Below are 15621 nucleotides of genomic sequence, written 5' to 3' on the forward strand. Positions count from 1 at the left end.
GGTGGGCACCATTGGGTTGGTGGGGGGGGAGGGAGGGGGGGGGGGGGGTTCCTTAAGAGGAAAGAAGGGGTGTGCCCCCCCTCCAGGGGGGGGGTTCCCCCCCCCACTGTTCTGACGCTACGCCAGAGGATCGGCCGAGCGGTGCACACGCGGTGCGCGCTCAGGGTTGCCGTCCGGGTCGCCCGGACTACCCGATCTCTAGATGTCGAAGTAGAGCTCGAACTCGTGCGGGTGCGGGCGCAGCTGGATCGGGGCGATCTCGTTCGTGCGCTTGTAGTCGATCCACGTCTCGATCAGGTCGGACGTGAAGACGCCGCCGGCCTGGAGGTACTCGTTGTCCGCCTCGAGGGCGTCGAGGACCGCGGGGAGGGACGTCGGGACCTGGGCGACGTTCGCGTGCTCCTCGGGGGCGAGCTCGTAGAGGTCCTTGTCGATCGGCTCCGGCGGCTCGATCTTGTTCTTGACGCCGTCCAGGCCCGCGAGGAGCAGCGCCGAGAAGGCCAGGTACGGGTTCGAGGACGGGTCCGGCGCGCGGAACTCGACGCGCTTCGCCTTCGGGTTCGAGCCCGTGATCGGGATACGCATGGCCGCGGAGCGGTTGCGCTGCGAGTAGACCATGTTGACCGGGGCCTCGAAGCCGGGGACCAGGCGGTGGTACGAGTTCACCGTCGGGTTGGTGAAGGCGAGGAGGGACGGCGCGTGCTTGAGGATGCCGCCGATGTAGTAGCGCGCGGTGTCCGACAGGCCCGCGTAACCCTGCTCGTCGTAGAAGAGCGGGTCGCCGCCGGACCAGAGCGACTGGTGGACGTGCATGCCCGAGCCGTTGTCGCCGAAGATCGGCTTCGGCATGAAGGTCGCGGTCTTCTCGTTGCGCCAGGCGACGTTCTTCACGATGTACTTGAAGAGCATCAGGTCGTCGGCCGCGGCGAGCAGCGTGTTGAACTTGTAGTTGATCTCCGCCTGGCCGGCCGTGCCGACCTCGTGGTGCTGGCGCTCGACCTGGAGGCCGTTCTTGTCCAGCTCGAGGGAGATCTCGGCGCGGAGGTCCGCGAAGTGGTCCACCGGCGGGGCCGGGAAGTAACCACCCTTGTAGCGGACCTTGTAGCCGCGGTTGTTCTCGACGGCGCCCGTGTTCCAGGCGCCCGCCTCGGAGTCGATGTGGTAGAAGCTCTCGTTCGCCGACGTCTGGAAGCGGACGTTGTCGAAGACGTAGAACTCGGCCTCCGGGCCGAAGTACGCCGTGTCGGCGATGCCGGTCGAGGCCAGGTACGCCTCCGCCTTCTTCGCGACGTTGCGCGGGTCACGGCTGTACTGCTCGCCCGTGATCGGGTCGTGGATGAAGAAGTTGATGTTGACGGTCTTGTCCCGGCGGAACGGGTCCACGCGAGCCGTCGACAGGTCGGCGCGGAGCGCCATGTCGGACTCGTGGATGGCCTGGAAGCCGCGGATCGACGAACCGTCGAAGGCGAGCTCCTCGTCCGGGTCGAACGCCGCCGCCGGGATCGTGAAGTGCTGCATCACACCGGGCAGGTCGCAGAATCGGACATCGACGAACTTCACGTCCTCGTCCGCGATGTACTTCTTTGCGTCGTCGGCGTTCTGGAACAACATCCAACTCCTCCTACTCCCGCCCGAGGCGGGACGGGGTTGCAGCTCGTTGTGCGGCCAGTGCGGGTGGCACACGCTGGGACCCGACCATAAGGACGGGGGATTTCTCAAGCATGACCCATTTGTTTCGTCGAAGTTAACCGAGCCGGGTGTGGTGTGCACCCTTGCGCCCCTCGCGTGCCTTGTCCCCTGCCTCGCGTGCCTTGTCCCCTGCGCGGCATGTCCCACCCCGGCCGTCCCGGGGGGACGAGCCGCGCAGTACCGTGGACAGGTGGACAAGAGGCAAGCAATCGGATCGTGGCTGTCCGGCCCCCGCGCCGCCGCCGAGGACGCCGGAGTCGACTTCGGATACCGGGGCCAGCAGCTCGGCCTGCCCGAGGAGGGGCCGGGATCGATCGCACGCCCCGGCCGCCGCATCGGTGGCATCGCCGTGGACTGGGGCCTGTGCATGGTGATCGCATACGGTCTGTTCGCGGGCGGTGACCAGCAGGCCATGGGCAACTGGGCCCTCGGGATCTTCTTCGTCATGAGCGTGCTGACCGTCGGCACGGTCGGCTGCACCCCGGGCAAGGCCCTCTTCCGGCTCCGCGTCATCTCCGAGAGCGGCGGCCGCCTCGCCCCCGGCTGGGTCCTGCTCCGCAGCGTCCTGCTGTGCCTCGTCATCCCCGCCCTGATCTGGGACCGCGACGGCCGCGGCCTCCACGACCGCCTCTCCCGCTCCGTGCAGGTACGCGTTTAGAAGTCCCGCCACGAGGACGTCCCTCTGCGACGACGTCGCTCTACGACGATGAGGGCCCCGGAACCGATCGGTTCCGGGGCCCTCATCGTCGTAGAGAAGGAGTTACTTCGCCTTCGGGCCGCCCCTTGGCATGCGCATGCCCTTCGGCATGGGCCCCTTCGGGAGCGGCATGTTCGACATGAGGTCACCCATCGCGCGCAGGCGGTCGTTCGTCGCCGTGACCTGCGGGCCCGTGAGGACGCGGGGGAGCTTCAGAAGCGTCGTGCGGAGCTTCTTCAGGGAGACCGTGCCCTCCGTCGTGCCGACGATGACGTCGTGGACCGGGACGTCCGCCACGATGCGGGCCATCTTCCTCTTCTCGGAGGCCAGCAGGCTCTTCACGCGGTTCGGGTTGCCCTCGGCGACCAGGACGATGCCGGCCTTGCCGACGGTGCGGTGCACCACGTCCTGGCTGCGGTTCATCGCGACCGCGGGGGTCGTCGTCCAGCCGCGGCCGATCTTGTCGAGCACCGCGGCCGCCGCGCCGGGCTGGCCCTCCATCTGACCGAAGGCGGCCCGCTCGGCCCTGCGTCCGAAGACGATCGCCATCGCGAGGAAGGCGAGCAGGAAGCCGAGGATGCCCAGGTAGATCGGGTGTCCGACCCAGAAGCCGATTGCGAGGAAGACACCAAAGGTGACGATTCCCACAGCCGCGATGATGAGACCGATTTTGGAGTCGGCCCGCCGGGTCATCTTGTAGGTCAGAGCGATCTGCTTGAGTCGCCCTGGCTCCGCGGCCGCATCCGCCGCGGTGGATTCCTTCCTCGCCATGCGATGAAGTCTACGTGGCCCCGGCGGCGGCTACGACGTGCGGGTTGCCGTCCCGGCCTCTTCGAGCACCCGCAGGGTCTCGACCCGGTCCTTCGCGCGGCGCCGGTCCTCGAGGACGGAGGTCCAGGCGTTGCGCCGGGCCGTGCGCTGGCCGCCGCTCATCAGCAGTGACTCGACGGCGCGCAGAGCGTCGGCGACGGACGGAATCGCGGTGGCGCGGACGGGCGTGGCGGTCGTGCGGGCAGCCTGCCTGGCGGTCGTGGCGGTCGTGCGAACCTGCGTGGCGCGAACGGGCGCGGCCTGCATGATGGGGCCCTCCTGGAGAGCGGCTCGAGACGGGGGGAGCGGCTATGGGTAAGGCTGTACGTGCGGTAGTACCAGGGTCACTGATTGGTGTTACCAGGGCGTGACCGGGTGGTCAAACGCCGATGAAACGTTGACGCGGGGGACCGCGGGGGACCGCGGGGGGCCCAAAACGCTGACGCGGCCCATACGGTCCCGTTCACCTGCGGGGATCGTATGGGCCGCGTCATTACGGCCACTACTGGACGGTAGGAGCTTGTGCGCCGATTCACACGGTGTGTGGGGGCGCGGCATGTGCCCGCGTCACGGTGTCGGTGACGCCGTGACTCACACCGCCTGCGACGCCACGTACGCGCCGCGCTTCTCGATCGCCATCTGGTACAGGCGGCCGGCGCGGTACGAGGAGCGGACCAGCGGGCCCGACATGACGCCCGAGAAGCCGATCTGCTCGGCCTCCTCCTTCAGCTCCACGAACTCGGCGGGCTTCACCCAGCGCTCGACGGGGTGGTGCCGGGGGGTCGGGCGCAGGTACTGGGTGATCGTGACGAGCTCCGTGCCCGCCTCGTGCAGCTGGCGCAGCGCCTCGCTGACCTCTTCGCGGGTCTCGCCCATGCCGAGGATGAGGTTGGACTTGGTGACCAGGCCGGCCTCGCGGGCCTTCGTGATGACCTCGAGGGAGCGCTCGTACCGGAAGCCGGGGCGGATCCGCTTGAAGATGCGCGGCACCGTCTCGACGTTGTGCCCGAGGACCTCGGGCTCGGACGAGAAGACCTCGGCCAGCTGGTCGGGGTCGGCGTTGAAGTCCGGGATGAGCAGCTCGACCTTGGTGTAGCCCTCGGCGCGCTCGGCCGTCATCGCGTGGATCTGGCGGACCGTCTCCGCGTAGAGCCAGGCGCCGCCGTCCTCCAGGTCGTCGCGGGCGACGCCGGTGATCGTGGCGTAGTTCAGGTCCATCGTGACGACGGACTCGCCGACGCGGCGCGGCTCGTCGCGGTCGAGGGCCTGCGGCTTGCCGGTGTCGATCTGGCAGAAGTCGCAGCGCCGGGTGCACTGGTCGCCGCCGATGAGGAACGTGGCCTCGCGGTCTTCCCAGCATTCGTAGATGTTCGGACAGCCCGCCTCCTGGCAGACCGTGTGCAGGCCCTCGGTCTTCACGAGCTTCTGCAGGGCGTTGTACTCGGGGCCCATTTTCGCCCGGGTCTTGATCCACTCGGGCTTGCGCTCGATGGGGGTCTGGGCGTTCCGGACCTCCAGGCGCAGCATCTTGCGTCCGTCGGGTGCGACTGCGGACACATCGGCTCCCTGTAGCTTCGATTCTTCGGCGCACACCAGGGTACGCCCGTGATGTCGTTGGGCTTACTTCTGGCCAACCTCTGGCCAAGGGGGTCCATTCCCCGAGCCCGGTGTCGACCTAGGCGGAGGCGGGCTCCACGGAGGCGGGCTCCACAGTGGGTGCCGCGGCAGGCGGCGCTGCGGGCGCCGCGGCGGACTCCACCGCACGCGGCTTCAGCTCCGCGTTCTCCAGTACGTCCCGCAGATGCCGCTCCGCGACGGGCAGGACGTCGGCGATGGTGATCTCGCGGTCCAGCTCGTACGAGAGGGAGGTCACGCCCGCGTCGCGGATGCCGCACGGGATGATCCGGTCGAACCAGGTGTTGTCCGGGTTCACGTTCAGCGCGAAGCCGTGCATCGTCACGCCCTTGGCGACGCGGATGCCGATCGCCGCGATCTTGCGGTCCTCGCGGCGCTGGCCCGCGTTCGAAGGGGCGTACTCCGGACCGTTGAACCGGGCGTCGAACTCGTCGTCCTGCAGCCGCGGGTCGAAGTCGAGGGAGAGGCCGCCGAGCGCGGGGCGCCGCTCCACCGGGTCGCCGAGGACCCAGACGCCGCTGCGGCCCTCGACGCGCGTGGTGTCGAGGCCGAACTCCGCGCAGGTGCGGATGAGCGCCTCTTCCAGGCGGCGTACGTGCGCCACGACGTCCACCGGGCGCGGCAGCTTCTGGATCGGGTAGCCCACGAGCTGGCCCGGGCCGTGCCAGGTGATCTTGCCGCCGCGGTCCACGTCGACGACGGGGGTGCCGTCCAGCGGGCGCTCGCTGTCCGCGGTGCGGCGGCCCGCGGTGTAGACCGGCGGGTGCTCCAGGAGGAGACAGGTGTCGGGGACCTCGTCGGCGAAGCGGGCGGCGTGCACGCGGCGCTGCTCGTCCCAGGCCTCTTGGTACTCCACGGAGTCCGGGCCGAAGCCCAGCCGGACGAACCGAAACTCACTCACGGCAGGTGCCTCCCTGAACGTTCACCGTGCACATATCGCGCCCCTGCCACTGTACGGGCCCCCTCCGGCGGCAACCTCGGCCCGGGTTCCTCACACGATCGGATGAATGGCTCCGCAAGGTGCGTACACGGGCTGCCACGGCCGCTACATTCGCGCCGTTCACGAGGCCATAAGGGCTGCTCAAGGCAGGCCCGAAAGGCAGGAGACCGCACAGCCGATGACGGAACGACCCCCGCAGCGCACCCCGAACCGACAGCTAGCCGCGCTCATCTCGGAAGCCGGATTCTCCAATGCGGGCCTCGCCCGCCGCGTCGATCAGCTGGGCCTGGAGCACGGCCTCGACCTGCGATACGACAAGACGTCCGTGACCCGCTGGCTCCGCGGCCAGCAGCCCAGGGGCACCACACCCGCGCTGATCGCCGAGGTCTTCACGAGACGGCTCGGGCGTCGGCTCTCCGCCCAGGACCTCGGGCTCGACGCGTGTGCTCCGGTGTATGCCGGTCTCGAGTTCGCGGCCACCCCGGAGGAGGCCATCGACATCGTCGGCGGGCTGTGGCGCAAGGACTCGGGGAGCCACGCGGAGCTCCGGAAGATCGCGTTCACCCCGGCCGGGCTCGTGGTGCCGAGCCGCGACTGGCTGATCGGCCGCGCCGACGAACGCGTCGGCCGCGGGGACGTCGATCCGCTCCAGGCCCGCGTCCCCGTGCAGGGCCGCCCCGCCGTGCCCCGGCAGCGGCAGGGCCCCGAGCGGGGCCCCGGCCTGCGGGTCAGCAACGGGGACATCGCGGCGCTGCGCTCCGTGGGCGAGCTGTTCCGCGCCCTCGACCACGCGTACGGCGGCGGGCACGCCCGCCAGGCCCTCGTCCGCTATCTGGAGCACGAGGCCGAGCCGATGCTCCGCGGTGTCTACGGAGAGCAGGCCGGACGCAGACTCTTCGCGGCCGCCGCCGACCTGACCCGCCTCGCGGGATGGACCTCGTACGACATCGCGGCCCACGGCCTCGCCCAGCGGTACTACGTCCAGGCGCTGCGCCTCGCGCAGGCGGCGGGCGACCGGGCGTACGGCTCGTACGTCCTGGTCACGATGAGCCGCCAGGCCGTCTACCTCGGCCACGGACGCGAGGCCGTGCAGCTCGCGCGGGTCGCCCAGCAGGGCGTCGGCTCCGCGGCCCCGCACGTCGTGCAGTCCCTGCTGTACGCCGCGGAGGCGCGGGGCCACGGGGTGCTCGGCGAGGTGCGGGCCTGCACGGCGGCGCTCGTGCGGGCCGAACGGTCGCTGGAGGCGGCGCGGCCCGGCGACGAGGTGCCGCACTGGGCGCGGTTCTTCGACGAGGCACAGCTGGCGGACGAGTTCGGGCACAGCTACCGCGACCTGCAGCAGTACCGCGCCGCGGCCCAGCACGCCGAGCGCTCGCTTCAGTTGCGCGCCCCCGCCTTCGCGCGCAGCAGGCTCTTCTGCCGGGTGGTGCTCGCCACCGCGCGGCTCGGCCTCGGCGAGCTGGAGACGGCCTGCCAGCTGGGCTCCGAGGCCGCGCAGGCGGCGAGCGAGATGCGGTCCGCGCGGGCGTACGAATACGTGCGCGAGTTCGAGCGCCGCCTGGAGCCCTACCGGGACGCGGCGCCCGTGCGCGGGTACCGCGACAGGGTCGCGGCGCTCGGCTGAGGCCTCCCGGCGTCCCGCACGCCCCGCCCCGGCCGTCCGCTCATTCCAGGCGGGCGACCTCGGCGGGGCTCAACGCCTCGTCCCACGTCACCAGTTCGTCCAGGTCGCCTCGCAGGCCGGTCTTCTCCGTGCCGAGGGAGCGCAGGGGGAGGGGGATCGAGGCCGCGACCGACCCCACCCGCTCCCCGTCGGCGTACAGCGTCGTGCTGCCCGGCACGGCCACCCAGGTCAGCCGCGTCCAGCGGCCCAGTGGCAGTGTGTGGTCGAAGCTGAAGTCCGCGTCGCCGTACCGGGTGAAGCCGACCTCGCCCGTGCCGTGCTGCATCAGCTTGAGGGCGCCCGCCCTGGAGCTGAGCAGGACCTGGTCGGCGGTGCGTGCGCCGGCGCGGACCCGGACCGAGACGGTCCACGGCTCGGCGACGTCCAGGCCGCCGAAGCCCACGCCGTCCCGGTCGGAGTCGAAGCGCCAGGCCTGACCGCGCGGGCCCGGCACGGGTGTCGGGTTGTCGATGATGTACGAGGTGCCGGGCAGGTCGCCGGCCCGGTCCTCGGCGAAGATCGTGTTGCCTGGGCTGCCGGCGTACGTCCAGCCGCTCGGGTACGACGCGTCGTCGAAGGTCCAGTGGTGGCTAGGCCTGCCCTCGACGCGGGGCGGCACGGGCGCGGGCGTGGTGCCGGGAGGGTCGCCGACGCGGGCGGCGCGGGTCCGGAAGCCGGCGAGCGTGTCCGGGGTCGCCGAACCGTTCCACGCGCGGTCGGCGAGGATCGCGCGGGCGCCCGCCATGTGCTGTTCGAAGTAGCCGTCGTCGGCCCAGAAGTTGTAGTCCGCCCAGTTCGCGACGCCGGAGCCGAGCATGTCGGGGCTGGTGCTCGGCGCCCAACCGCCGTACATCCAGGGCTCGTCCGGATACAGGTGGTGGTAGTTGTTCGGCGTGGTGTAGAAGGGGCCGATCGCGATCTCGTCGTGGCCGGGGATCTCCGGCTCGGCGCCCGTGCCCTCCCAGGTGAGGAAGACGACCGGGGCGTGCACCTTCTGCCGGGGCGCGGGCAGGTGCTCGGAGCCGTTGTAGACGGCGGTGCGCCTGCCGTGCGAAGTGACCACGTCGTCGAGCGAGTTGATGTAGCGGTTCAGGAGATCGCCGAGGGTGGAGACGTCGGGCGAGGACGCCAGGTACTCCTTCACGCGCGGGCACTCCGCGAGCTGCCCCGGCACCTCCTCCGCGCCGATGGAGAAGAGCGGCGCGTCGAACCAGCCCGCGAACTCGTCGACGATCTCCTTCGACTTCGCGAGCGCCTTGTCGCTTGTCAGATCGACGACCCAGTCGGGCGTGAGGTGGGAGTGCGTGTGCGCGCCCGTGCAGGGGGAGGGGCCCGAGCCGAAGCCGATGCCGAAGGCCTGACTGATCGCGGTGGCGTGGCCGGGGAGTTCGAGGCCCGGCATCAGCTGCACGTGGTGGCGGGCGGCGAAGGCTTTGAGGTGCTCGATGTCGGCGCGGCTGTAGCTGTGCTCGGGGTCGGCGAGGCCGGGGAACCTGGGGCTGTGGAGGCGGAATCCCTCCGACTCGGAGAGGTGCAGCAGGAGCGTGTTGAGTTTCTGGTCGCCCATCCGGCGGATCAGGTTCTCCAGGTAGGGGATCCGCCAGTACTTGCGGCCCGCGTCGAGGTGCACCATGCGGATGGCCTGCGCGGGTCGGTCGGTGGCGGTGGCGCGGGGCACCTGGCGGTGGTCGTCGGCCGTGGCGCGCAGGAGCTGGAGGAGGGTGCGGGTGCCGTAGAAGAGGCCGTGTGTGGAGGCGGCCTCGATGCGGACGGGGCCCCTGCTGTCGAAGCGGTATCCCTCCGCGCCCGGCGCTCCCTTGTCGGTGAGGGTGAGCACGATGTCTCCGGGGGCTGGGCGACGGGCGTCGGAGACGCGCGGGGTGACGCCGGTGACCTGCCCGATCTCCGTACGCAGTTGGCCGGCGAGCCCGCGTACGGACTGCCGTGCCGGGCCCGGGAGTTCGGCGCGTCCGGCGGGCAGCGCGGTGGCGGAGGCGGTGCGCGGGTCGATGATGACGCGGGTGGCGCGGGTGAGCGCGGTGCGGCCGCCGTGTGCGGTCCAGTCGGTGGGGCGGGGGACGACCGAGGGCGGTGCGGCGGCACCGGACGGCTCCTCGCGGGGAGCGTCGGCTTGGGCGGAGGGCAAGGCCAGAGCTCCAATGAATAGGCCGAGGATGAGCGATGTCACCGGCAAGGTGCGACGCACTGCTGTCCTCCCGCTGCTGGTCGATCCGGCAGGACCGTAGCCCCGTACTACCGCATTGGCAAGGGAAGTTGCAGGGGCGGGAAGCGGCGGGAAGCCCCCGCGTGGGGGCACGGGGGCTTCCGGGGGGAGCGGGGCATAGATCGGATGGGTCAGGCGGCGGTGGGCAGCGCCTCCTGGGCGTACGAGGGCGCGATGCCGAAGTCCGTGAGGACGGCGTGGGCCGCGCGCCGCCCCGAGTGCAGGGCGCCCTGCACCGTGCTGGTGTCGCGGTGGTCCCCGCAGACGTAGAGCCCCGAGAGCAGCCGCACGGGCCGCCGGATGTCGTGCGGCGGCGCCATCACGGGCACGGCGTCGCGCGTGTGGTGGACGGCAAGGCGTTCCCAGCGGTCGGTCGGTGTGCCGTACAGCGCGGCGAGGTGCGCGCGGACGGCGGACTCCTCGGGAGGCGGGCCGAGGACGGTGGAGGAGACCAGGACGCGGTCCGCGGGCGCGCGCGACGGGTCGACCTGGCTGATGACCGCGGTGTGCGCGACCGGGCCCGCGCGGTCCGCGTCCAGGAGCAGCGCGGGCCCGTCGAGCGGCGGTTCGGGCGCGGCGTGGTGGACGACCGTCACCTCGTGGAACGGCGGTACGCGCAGGCCGGGAAGGAGTTCGGCGGCGGCGCGCGCGTCGGTGGCGAGGAGGACGGCGCGGCAGGTGAACTCGCCGTGCTCCGAGGTCCCGACGGAGCTCGTGGAGACCGAGGTGACGCGGACGCCGGTGCGGACCACGCCGGGCGGCAGGGCGGCGGCGAGGTGTTCCGGCAGGGCTTCGGCGCCGCCCTCGGGCAGGCAGAGGCGGCCGCGCGCGAAGGCGTGCAGGGCGAGGTCCGCGCACCGGCTCGACGTGGTGAGGCCGGGGTCGCAGAGCAGCGCGGAGAGCAGGGGGCGCAGGAAACCCTGGATGGTGCGGGAGGGCAGTCCGCGTGCGGAGAGGGCGTCGGCCGCGGGGAGTTCGGGACGGTTGAGGAGGCGGTCGACGGGCGTCGCGGCGATCCGGGCCAGGGCGGAGCCGAGCCGTGCCTGGTCGAGCGGGGTGCCGAGCGGGGCGGGGCGTGAGGGGGTGCCGGAGGCGGTCCGCGCCGGAGCGCGCGCTGCCAGCGGCGCGAGGGGGGCGCTCGCGAGGGCGCGTGCCGTGGTGAGTGCGCCCCTCGCGCTCCGTGCGGGCAGGCGCTCGGCCGCCCGGTGGTGGCGGCCGTCGCTGTGCACCAGGATGCCCGGCGCGAAGGGACGCAGCACGAGCGAGTCGAGCCCCGGGGTGCGGCGCAGTTCCGGATACGAGGTGGTGAGGAGCTGACCGATTCTGTCCAGCCGGAACCCGTCGACCTTCTCGGTCGACATCCGGCCGCCGACGCACGGGGTGGCCTCCAGGACGACGGTCGTCACACCGGCGCTGGTCAGCCGGTGTGCTGCCGAGAGGCCCGCGGCCCCGGCTCCCACGATGACGACATCCGCATGGTGCGCATGCTCTGGCACGTGCCCCTCCCGAGGTCGCGCGGCTGGTGGGGTGCTGATGCCCCCAACAGGGCTCCGGAATACCCGCGTCGGTCACGAGGGTAGGAGCGGTTCCGGTCAGCGGCAGTCGCGCATGCACCCGGGCACGGTCGCACGAAGGTCGCACGGCGCCCGGGCGGTCACCTCACCGCAGCGCCGCCCTGATCGCCTCGTCGATGCCGGGATACGCGAACGAGAAGCCCGAGTCCAGGAGCCGGGTCGGCAGCACCCGCTGGCTGCCGAGGACGTCCCCCGCCATCTCGCCGAGCACCAGGCGCAGCGCGGGTGCGGGCGCGGGCAGGAGCGCGGGCCGGCGCAGCACGCGTCCCATCGCGGCCGTGATCTCGCGGTTGGTGCGCGGATCGGGCGCCGTCAGATTGAAGGGCCCGGACAGCGTCTCCGTGTCGATGAGGTGGCGGAGCGCGGCCACCTCGTCGTGCAGCGAGATGTAGCTCCAGTACTGCCTGCCGTCGCCGAGGCGGCCGCCGAGCCCCGCCTTGAACAGCGGGAACATACGGCCCCAGGCGCCGCCCTCGCGGCCGATCACCAGGCCGTTGCGGGCGAGGACCGTGCGGACGCCGGCGTCCCGCGCGGCGGCCACCGAGTCCTCCCACTCCACGCACAGCTCGGGCAGGAAGCCGTGCCCCGCCGGGGCGTTCTCGTCGACCGCACGCCGGCCGGTGTCCCCGTAGTAGCCGATCGCGCTGGAGTTCACGAACACCCGCGGCGGCTCGTCGAGCGACGCCACGGCGGCGGCGAGCGCCTTGGTGCCCAGCACCCTGCTGTCCCGCAGCTCCCGCTTGTAGGCGTCCGTCCACCGGTGGTCGCCGATGCCCGCGCCCGCGAGGTTGACCACGGCGGTGCAGCCCGCGAGCCCGGCCGTGTCGACGTACCCCTCCTTGGGATCCCAGCGCACCTCGTCCTTGCCCCGTGGCGCCCTGCGCACCAGACGCACCACTTCGTGCCCGTCGGCGGCGAGGGAGCGGGTGAGCGCCGTACCGATGAGCCCGGAGGCGCCGGCCACGGCGACGCGCGACTGTGTGGTGTCCATGGCTCCCATCCTGCCCCGTGGAACCGGGAACGCGCCCGCCCCGTTGCGACGGGCGGGGCGCGCGGGCCCGGCCGCCGTAAAGTGGCGCCATGCCGGACATGCACATACGTACCGCACGGCCCGAGGACGACGACGCGCTCGCCCGTCTCGACCGCGCCACCTGGTCCACGCTCCACGCGGTCCAGCCCCGTCCCCAGCCGCCCTACGACCCCTTCTTCAACGACCGCTTCGGCCCCCGCGACCACCTGGTCGCCGAGGCGGACGGGCACATCGTCGGCTATGTGAAGCTCGGCTATCCCACCCCTCTGCTCGCCAACGCGCACGTGCGCCAGATCCAGGGCTTCGTCGTCGCCGAGGAGGCGCGCGGCCGCGGCGTCGGCAGGCGGCTGCTCCGGGCGGCCATGGACGAGGCCCGCCGCCAGGGCGCCGTCCGGATCACCCTGCGCGTGCTCGGCCACAACACTCCGGCCCGCAAGCTCTACGAGGCGGAGGGCCTTGTCATCGAGGGCGTGCTGCCCGGCGAGTTCCTGCTGGACGGCGCGTACGTCGACGACGTCCTCATGGGGCGACCTCTCTGACCTGACACCGGACGCGCATGACCCGCGGCGTCCGTGGCACCTGACGGACCGGCCCGACGTGCGGCGGCGCCGTGCGCGTAGGAGCGTGAAGAAATGATCAGGGCCGAGGCCAGACGGCGCGAGGCGGACCAGCGCGACTGGCTGTTGCGCGGTACGCCGCCCCCGCCCTGGGTGCGCTGGCCGCCGCCGTTGCTCCTGCTTGCGATCACCCTCGTCCAGCTGGTCACCCCCAGGACGCTGGACCTCGGTTTCCTGATCGCGGCCGTCCCGCCGCTCGCCGCCCTGTCGTACGGGCCCGCCCTGACCGCCCTCGTCGGCGCCGTCGTCCTCGTGCTGCTCTCCCTGCCGGTCTTCGGCCTCGGCCACCCGGGCAGCAGCGACGAGCTGACGATCAGCTTCATCGCGCTGCTCAGCGTGCTCTTCGCCTGGGTGCGCAGTCGCCGCGAGGCGCAGCTCGTCACGGTCCGCACGGTCGCGGAGGCGGCCCAGCTCGCGGTCCTGCCGCCGCTGGAGGAGAAGGTCGGCAGGGTGCGGTGCGCGGGCCTGTACGAGGCGGCGCAGCACGAGACGCTGGTCGGCGGCGACTTCTTCGACGTACGCAGAGGACCCTCCGGAGTGCGTGCCCTCATCGGCGACGTGCAGGGCCACGGTCTCGCGGCGGTCGGCACGGTCGCCGCGCTGCTCGGGGCGTTCCGCGAGGCGGTCCTCGACCAGGCGGACCTGGAGGGGGTCGCCGCCCAGCTGGACCGCAGGCTCGTCGTGGACTCGGCGGGGCAGGAGCACACGGAGCTGTTCGCGACGGCGGTGCTCCTGGAGTTCCCCGACGACGCCTCCGTGGTCCGCGTCGTCTCCTGCGGCCACCCGCAGCCCCTGCTCCTGCGCGGCACCGAGGTCACCGAGCTGGACGTGCCGTCCGGGGCACCCCTCGGCCTCGGCATCGCCGGGCTCGCCCCGCCCGAGGGCCTCACGGTCCCGCTGCTCGACGGCGACCTGCTGTTCGGCCTGACCGACGGGGTGTGCGAGGCGCGGGACGCCTCCGGCACGTTCTATCCGCTGGTCGAGCGCCTCACCGCCATGCTGGAGGCGGACACGGCGCCGGAGGACCCGGAGGGGCTCGCGGAGCGCGTGTGGGCGGACGTGCTCGACTACGCGGGGCGGGTACGGGACGACGTGACCCTGATGGTCTTCGCACCGGGGCCGCTCGCGAAGGCGGAACGGCAACCGGGTCCGGGGGCGCAGGACCTCACCTAGGAGCGCCTCGCCTCAGCCCGTCCCGCCCATGAGCCTCCGCAGGCACCGCGCCGCGAGCTCCGCGGGGGAGTCCGGGCCCGTGACGTCCGCGTCCGTCTCCGCCCAGGTCTCCAGGGCGATCCGGATGGCGTCCGTCGCCGCCGCGGCGGCCAGGCGGATGTCGAGGGGCTCCGCACCCGCGCCCACGAGCTCCGCCACGACCGGGCGCAGCTTGTCCTCGGACTCCTGGTTCACGCGGTACCAGACCGCCCGCAGCGCCGGATCGCCCGCGGCCGCGCGGAGCAGCCCGCGGGTCTGCCGCAGCCCGTCCGCCGCCGCCTCGTCCGGCACGGCCAGCGCCTTGAAGATCGCGCTCCGCAGGGCGTCGGGGAGCGGCGCGCCGGGACCGGCCGCGGCGAGGAGCGCGCGCCAGCGGTCGCCGCCGACGGCGAGCAGCGGGCCCACCGCGTCCTGCTTGGTGCGGAAGTAGCGGTAGAACGTGCGCAGCGCGACCCCGGCGCGGCCCGCGATGGCCTCCGCGGTGGTGCGGTCGGTCCCCTGCGCGGTGAAGAGTTCGGCCGCGGCACGGGCGATCTCCAGTTGGGTCGCCAGCTTGCGGCGCTCCGTGAGGGAGAGGGGCGGGGTGCTCATTCCAGGAAGCCTACGTCGAGTGCGTCAGAGTGGCACGACAAGGCAGAGTGGCACAACGTGCCACCCAGGCGTACCGTGGACGCAGAACGCGCGACACCCCCGCGCATCACCTGAGAGACCCGGAGACCGCCATGAGCGCCACGCAGACCCCGAACCGCTACGAAGGCCGCCGCGCCCTGGTCACCGGCGGCGGCTCCGGCATCGGCCAGGCGACCGTGCTGCGCATGCTCGCCGAGGGCGGCCGCGTCGTCGCCGCCGACGTCAGCGAGGACGGGCTGCGGGACACCATGGCCAGGGCGGGCGCCGACGCGGAGCGCCTCACCACCGTCGTCGTGAACATCGCGGACGAGGCCTCGGTCCGCGCGGGCGTCACCGCGGCGACCGACGCGCTGGGTGGCCTCGACGTCCTCGTGAACGCCGCGGGCATCCTGCGCTCCTCGCACACCCACGAGACCACCCTCGACGCCTTCAACCAGGTCATAGCCGTCAACCTCACCGGCACCTTCCTGGTGATCCGCGAGGCGATCCCGGCACTCCTGGGCGGCAACGGCCCCGCCGTCGTGAACTTCAGCTCGACGTCCGCGGCGTTCGCCCACCCGTACATGGCGGCCTACGCGGCGAGCAAGGGCGGCATCCAGTCCATGACGCACGCCCTCGCCGCCGAGTACGGCAAGCAGGGCATCCGTTTCACCGCCGTGCAGCCCGGCTCCATCTCCTCCGGGATGACCGACGGCTCGGGCGCCAGCAGGCAGAGCGTCGGACCCGGCCTGCCCGTGGACGCCGACATGAGCCTGTTCGTGAAGCTGGCGCCCGCCCTCGGCCAGGGCTTCGCGGGCCCCGAGACCGTCGCCTCCGTCGTCGCCATGCTCGCCTCGGACGACGGCCGCTTCATCACCGGCACCGAGGTCCGCGTCGACGGCGGCACCCACTTCTGAGCCC

At 72.4% G+C, this 15621-nt stretch carries 14 protein-coding genes; 5 read left to right on the forward strand and 9 right to left on the reverse strand.

The genetic code is table 11. The features are described 5' to 3' along the window. Positions 1-198: 198 nt before the first annotated feature. A complete protein-coding gene (glnA, locus tag AC07DO_RS04555; RefSeq protein WP_479057522.1) occupies positions 199-1608 on the reverse strand; it encodes a type I glutamate--ammonia ligase in 1410 nt (469 codons plus the stop codon). A 271-nt stretch (positions 1609-1879) separates the two neighbouring features. Here glnA and AC07DO_RS04560 point away from each other — a divergent pair, with 271 nt between their 5' ends. Next, complete coding sequence (locus AC07DO_RS04560) at positions 1880-2347, forward strand: RDD family protein (protein WP_479057008.1); 468 nt, start codon at positions 1880-1882, stop codon at positions 2345-2347. 102 nt (positions 2348-2449) lie between these two features. Here the strand turns inward: AC07DO_RS04560 and AC07DO_RS04565 are convergent, their stop codons facing one another. The 4 genes from AC07DO_RS04565 to lipB form a co-directional block, all read right to left on the reverse strand. Beyond that, complete coding sequence (locus AC07DO_RS04565) at positions 2450-3157, reverse strand: DUF4191 domain-containing protein (RefSeq protein WP_479057009.1); 708 nt, start codon at positions 3155-3157, stop codon at positions 2450-2452. A gap of 30 nt (positions 3158-3187) precedes the next feature. Continuing rightward, positions 3188-3463 (reverse strand): SCO2195 family GlnR-regulated protein, encoded by a 276-nt coding sequence (locus AC07DO_RS04570; RefSeq protein WP_479057011.1) that lies wholly within the window; start codon positions 3461-3463, stop codon positions 3188-3190. Between the two features lie 324 nt (positions 3464-3787). After that, positions 3788-4753 carry a lipoyl synthase gene (locus AC07DO_RS04575; protein ID WP_150219043.1) on the reverse strand — a complete coding sequence of 322 codons (966 nt, stop codon included), beginning with the start codon at positions 4751-4753 and terminating at the stop codon, positions 3788-3790. Positions 4754-4871: 118 nt separating this feature from the next. Next, positions 4872-5732 (reverse strand): lipoyl(octanoyl) transferase LipB, encoded by an 861-nt coding sequence (gene lipB, locus AC07DO_RS04580; protein WP_479057012.1) that lies wholly within the window; start codon positions 5730-5732, stop codon positions 4872-4874. Between the two features lie 217 nt (positions 5733-5949). Here lipB and AC07DO_RS04585 point away from each other — a divergent pair, with 217 nt between their 5' ends. Further along, on the forward strand, positions 5950-7395 hold the full coding sequence (locus AC07DO_RS04585) for a regulator (RefSeq protein WP_479057013.1): 1446 nt from the start codon (positions 5950-5952) through the stop codon (positions 7393-7395). A gap of 40 nt (positions 7396-7435) precedes the next feature. Here the strand turns inward: AC07DO_RS04585 and AC07DO_RS04590 are convergent, their stop codons facing one another. The 3 genes from AC07DO_RS04590 to AC07DO_RS04600 form a co-directional block, all read right to left on the reverse strand. Beyond that, positions 7436-9580 carry a family 20 glycosylhydrolase gene (locus tag AC07DO_RS04590; protein WP_479057015.1) on the reverse strand — a complete coding sequence of 715 codons (2145 nt, stop codon included), beginning with the start codon at positions 9578-9580 and terminating at the stop codon, positions 7436-7438. A 209-nt stretch (positions 9581-9789) separates the two neighbouring features. Next, on the reverse strand, positions 9790-11154 hold the full coding sequence (locus tag AC07DO_RS04595) for an NAD(P)/FAD-dependent oxidoreductase (protein WP_479057017.1): 1365 nt from the start codon (positions 11152-11154) through the stop codon (positions 9790-9792). Positions 11155-11317: 163 nt separating this feature from the next. Continuing rightward, positions 11318-12232 carry a TIGR01777 family oxidoreductase gene (locus AC07DO_RS04600; RefSeq protein ID WP_479057018.1) on the reverse strand — a complete coding sequence of 305 codons (915 nt, stop codon included), beginning with the start codon at positions 12230-12232 and terminating at the stop codon, positions 11318-11320. 80 nt (positions 12233-12312) lie between these two features. On the opposite strand from AC07DO_RS04600, the gene AC07DO_RS04605 reads away from it, so the two are divergent. Both AC07DO_RS04605 and AC07DO_RS04610 read left to right on the forward strand, forming a co-directional pair. After that, positions 12313-12801 (forward strand): N-acetyltransferase family protein, encoded by a 489-nt coding sequence (locus AC07DO_RS04605; RefSeq protein ID WP_479057020.1) that lies wholly within the window; start codon positions 12313-12315, stop codon positions 12799-12801. 93 nt (positions 12802-12894) lie between these two features. After that, a complete protein-coding gene (locus AC07DO_RS04610; protein WP_479057022.1) occupies positions 12895-14052 on the forward strand; it encodes a PP2C family protein-serine/threonine phosphatase in 1158 nt (385 codons plus the stop codon). A gap of 12 nt (positions 14053-14064) precedes the next feature. Here AC07DO_RS04610 and AC07DO_RS04615 read toward each other — a convergent pair whose 3' ends face one another. Continuing rightward, complete coding sequence (locus AC07DO_RS04615) at positions 14065-14682, reverse strand: TetR family transcriptional regulator (RefSeq protein WP_479057023.1); 618 nt, start codon at positions 14680-14682, stop codon at positions 14065-14067. A gap of 131 nt (positions 14683-14813) precedes the next feature. Between AC07DO_RS04615 and AC07DO_RS04620 the strand changes: the two genes are divergently transcribed. Beyond that, positions 14814-15617 (forward strand): SDR family NAD(P)-dependent oxidoreductase, encoded by an 804-nt coding sequence (locus AC07DO_RS04620; protein ID WP_479057025.1) that lies wholly within the window; start codon positions 14814-14816, stop codon positions 15615-15617. Positions 15618-15621 lie beyond the last annotated feature (4 nt).

The sequence above is a fragment of the Streptomyces sp. NPDC045678 genome (assembly GCF_056432085.1).

Coding starts and splice junctions, on each gene's coding strand:
- AC07DO_RS04565 (WP_479057009.1), bottom strand. CDS start 3,157: ATGGCGAGGAAGGAATCCACCGCGGCGGATGCGGCCGCGGAGCCAGGG.
- AC07DO_RS04570 (WP_479057011.1), bottom strand. CDS start 3,463: ATGCAGGCCGCGCCCGTTCGCGCCACGCAGGTTCGCACGACCGCCACG.
- AC07DO_RS04585 (WP_479057013.1), top strand. CDS start 5,950: ATGACGGAACGACCCCCGCAGCGCACCCCGAACCGACAGCTAGCCGCG.
- AC07DO_RS04600 (WP_479057018.1), bottom strand. CDS start 12,232: ATGGGAGCCATGGACACCACACAGTCGCGCGTCGCCGTGGCCGGCGCC.
- AC07DO_RS04605 (WP_479057020.1), top strand. CDS start 12,313: ATGCCGGACATGCACATACGTACCGCACGGCCCGAGGACGACGACGCG.
- AC07DO_RS04610 (WP_479057022.1), top strand. CDS start 12,895: ATGATCAGGGCCGAGGCCAGACGGCGCGAGGCGGACCAGCGCGACTGG.
- AC07DO_RS04615 (WP_479057023.1), bottom strand. CDS start 14,682: ATGAGCACCCCGCCCCTCTCCCTCACGGAGCGCCGCAAGCTGGCGACC.
- AC07DO_RS04620 (WP_479057025.1), top strand. CDS start 14,814: ATGAGCGCCACGCAGACCCCGAACCGCTACGAAGGCCGCCGCGCCCTG.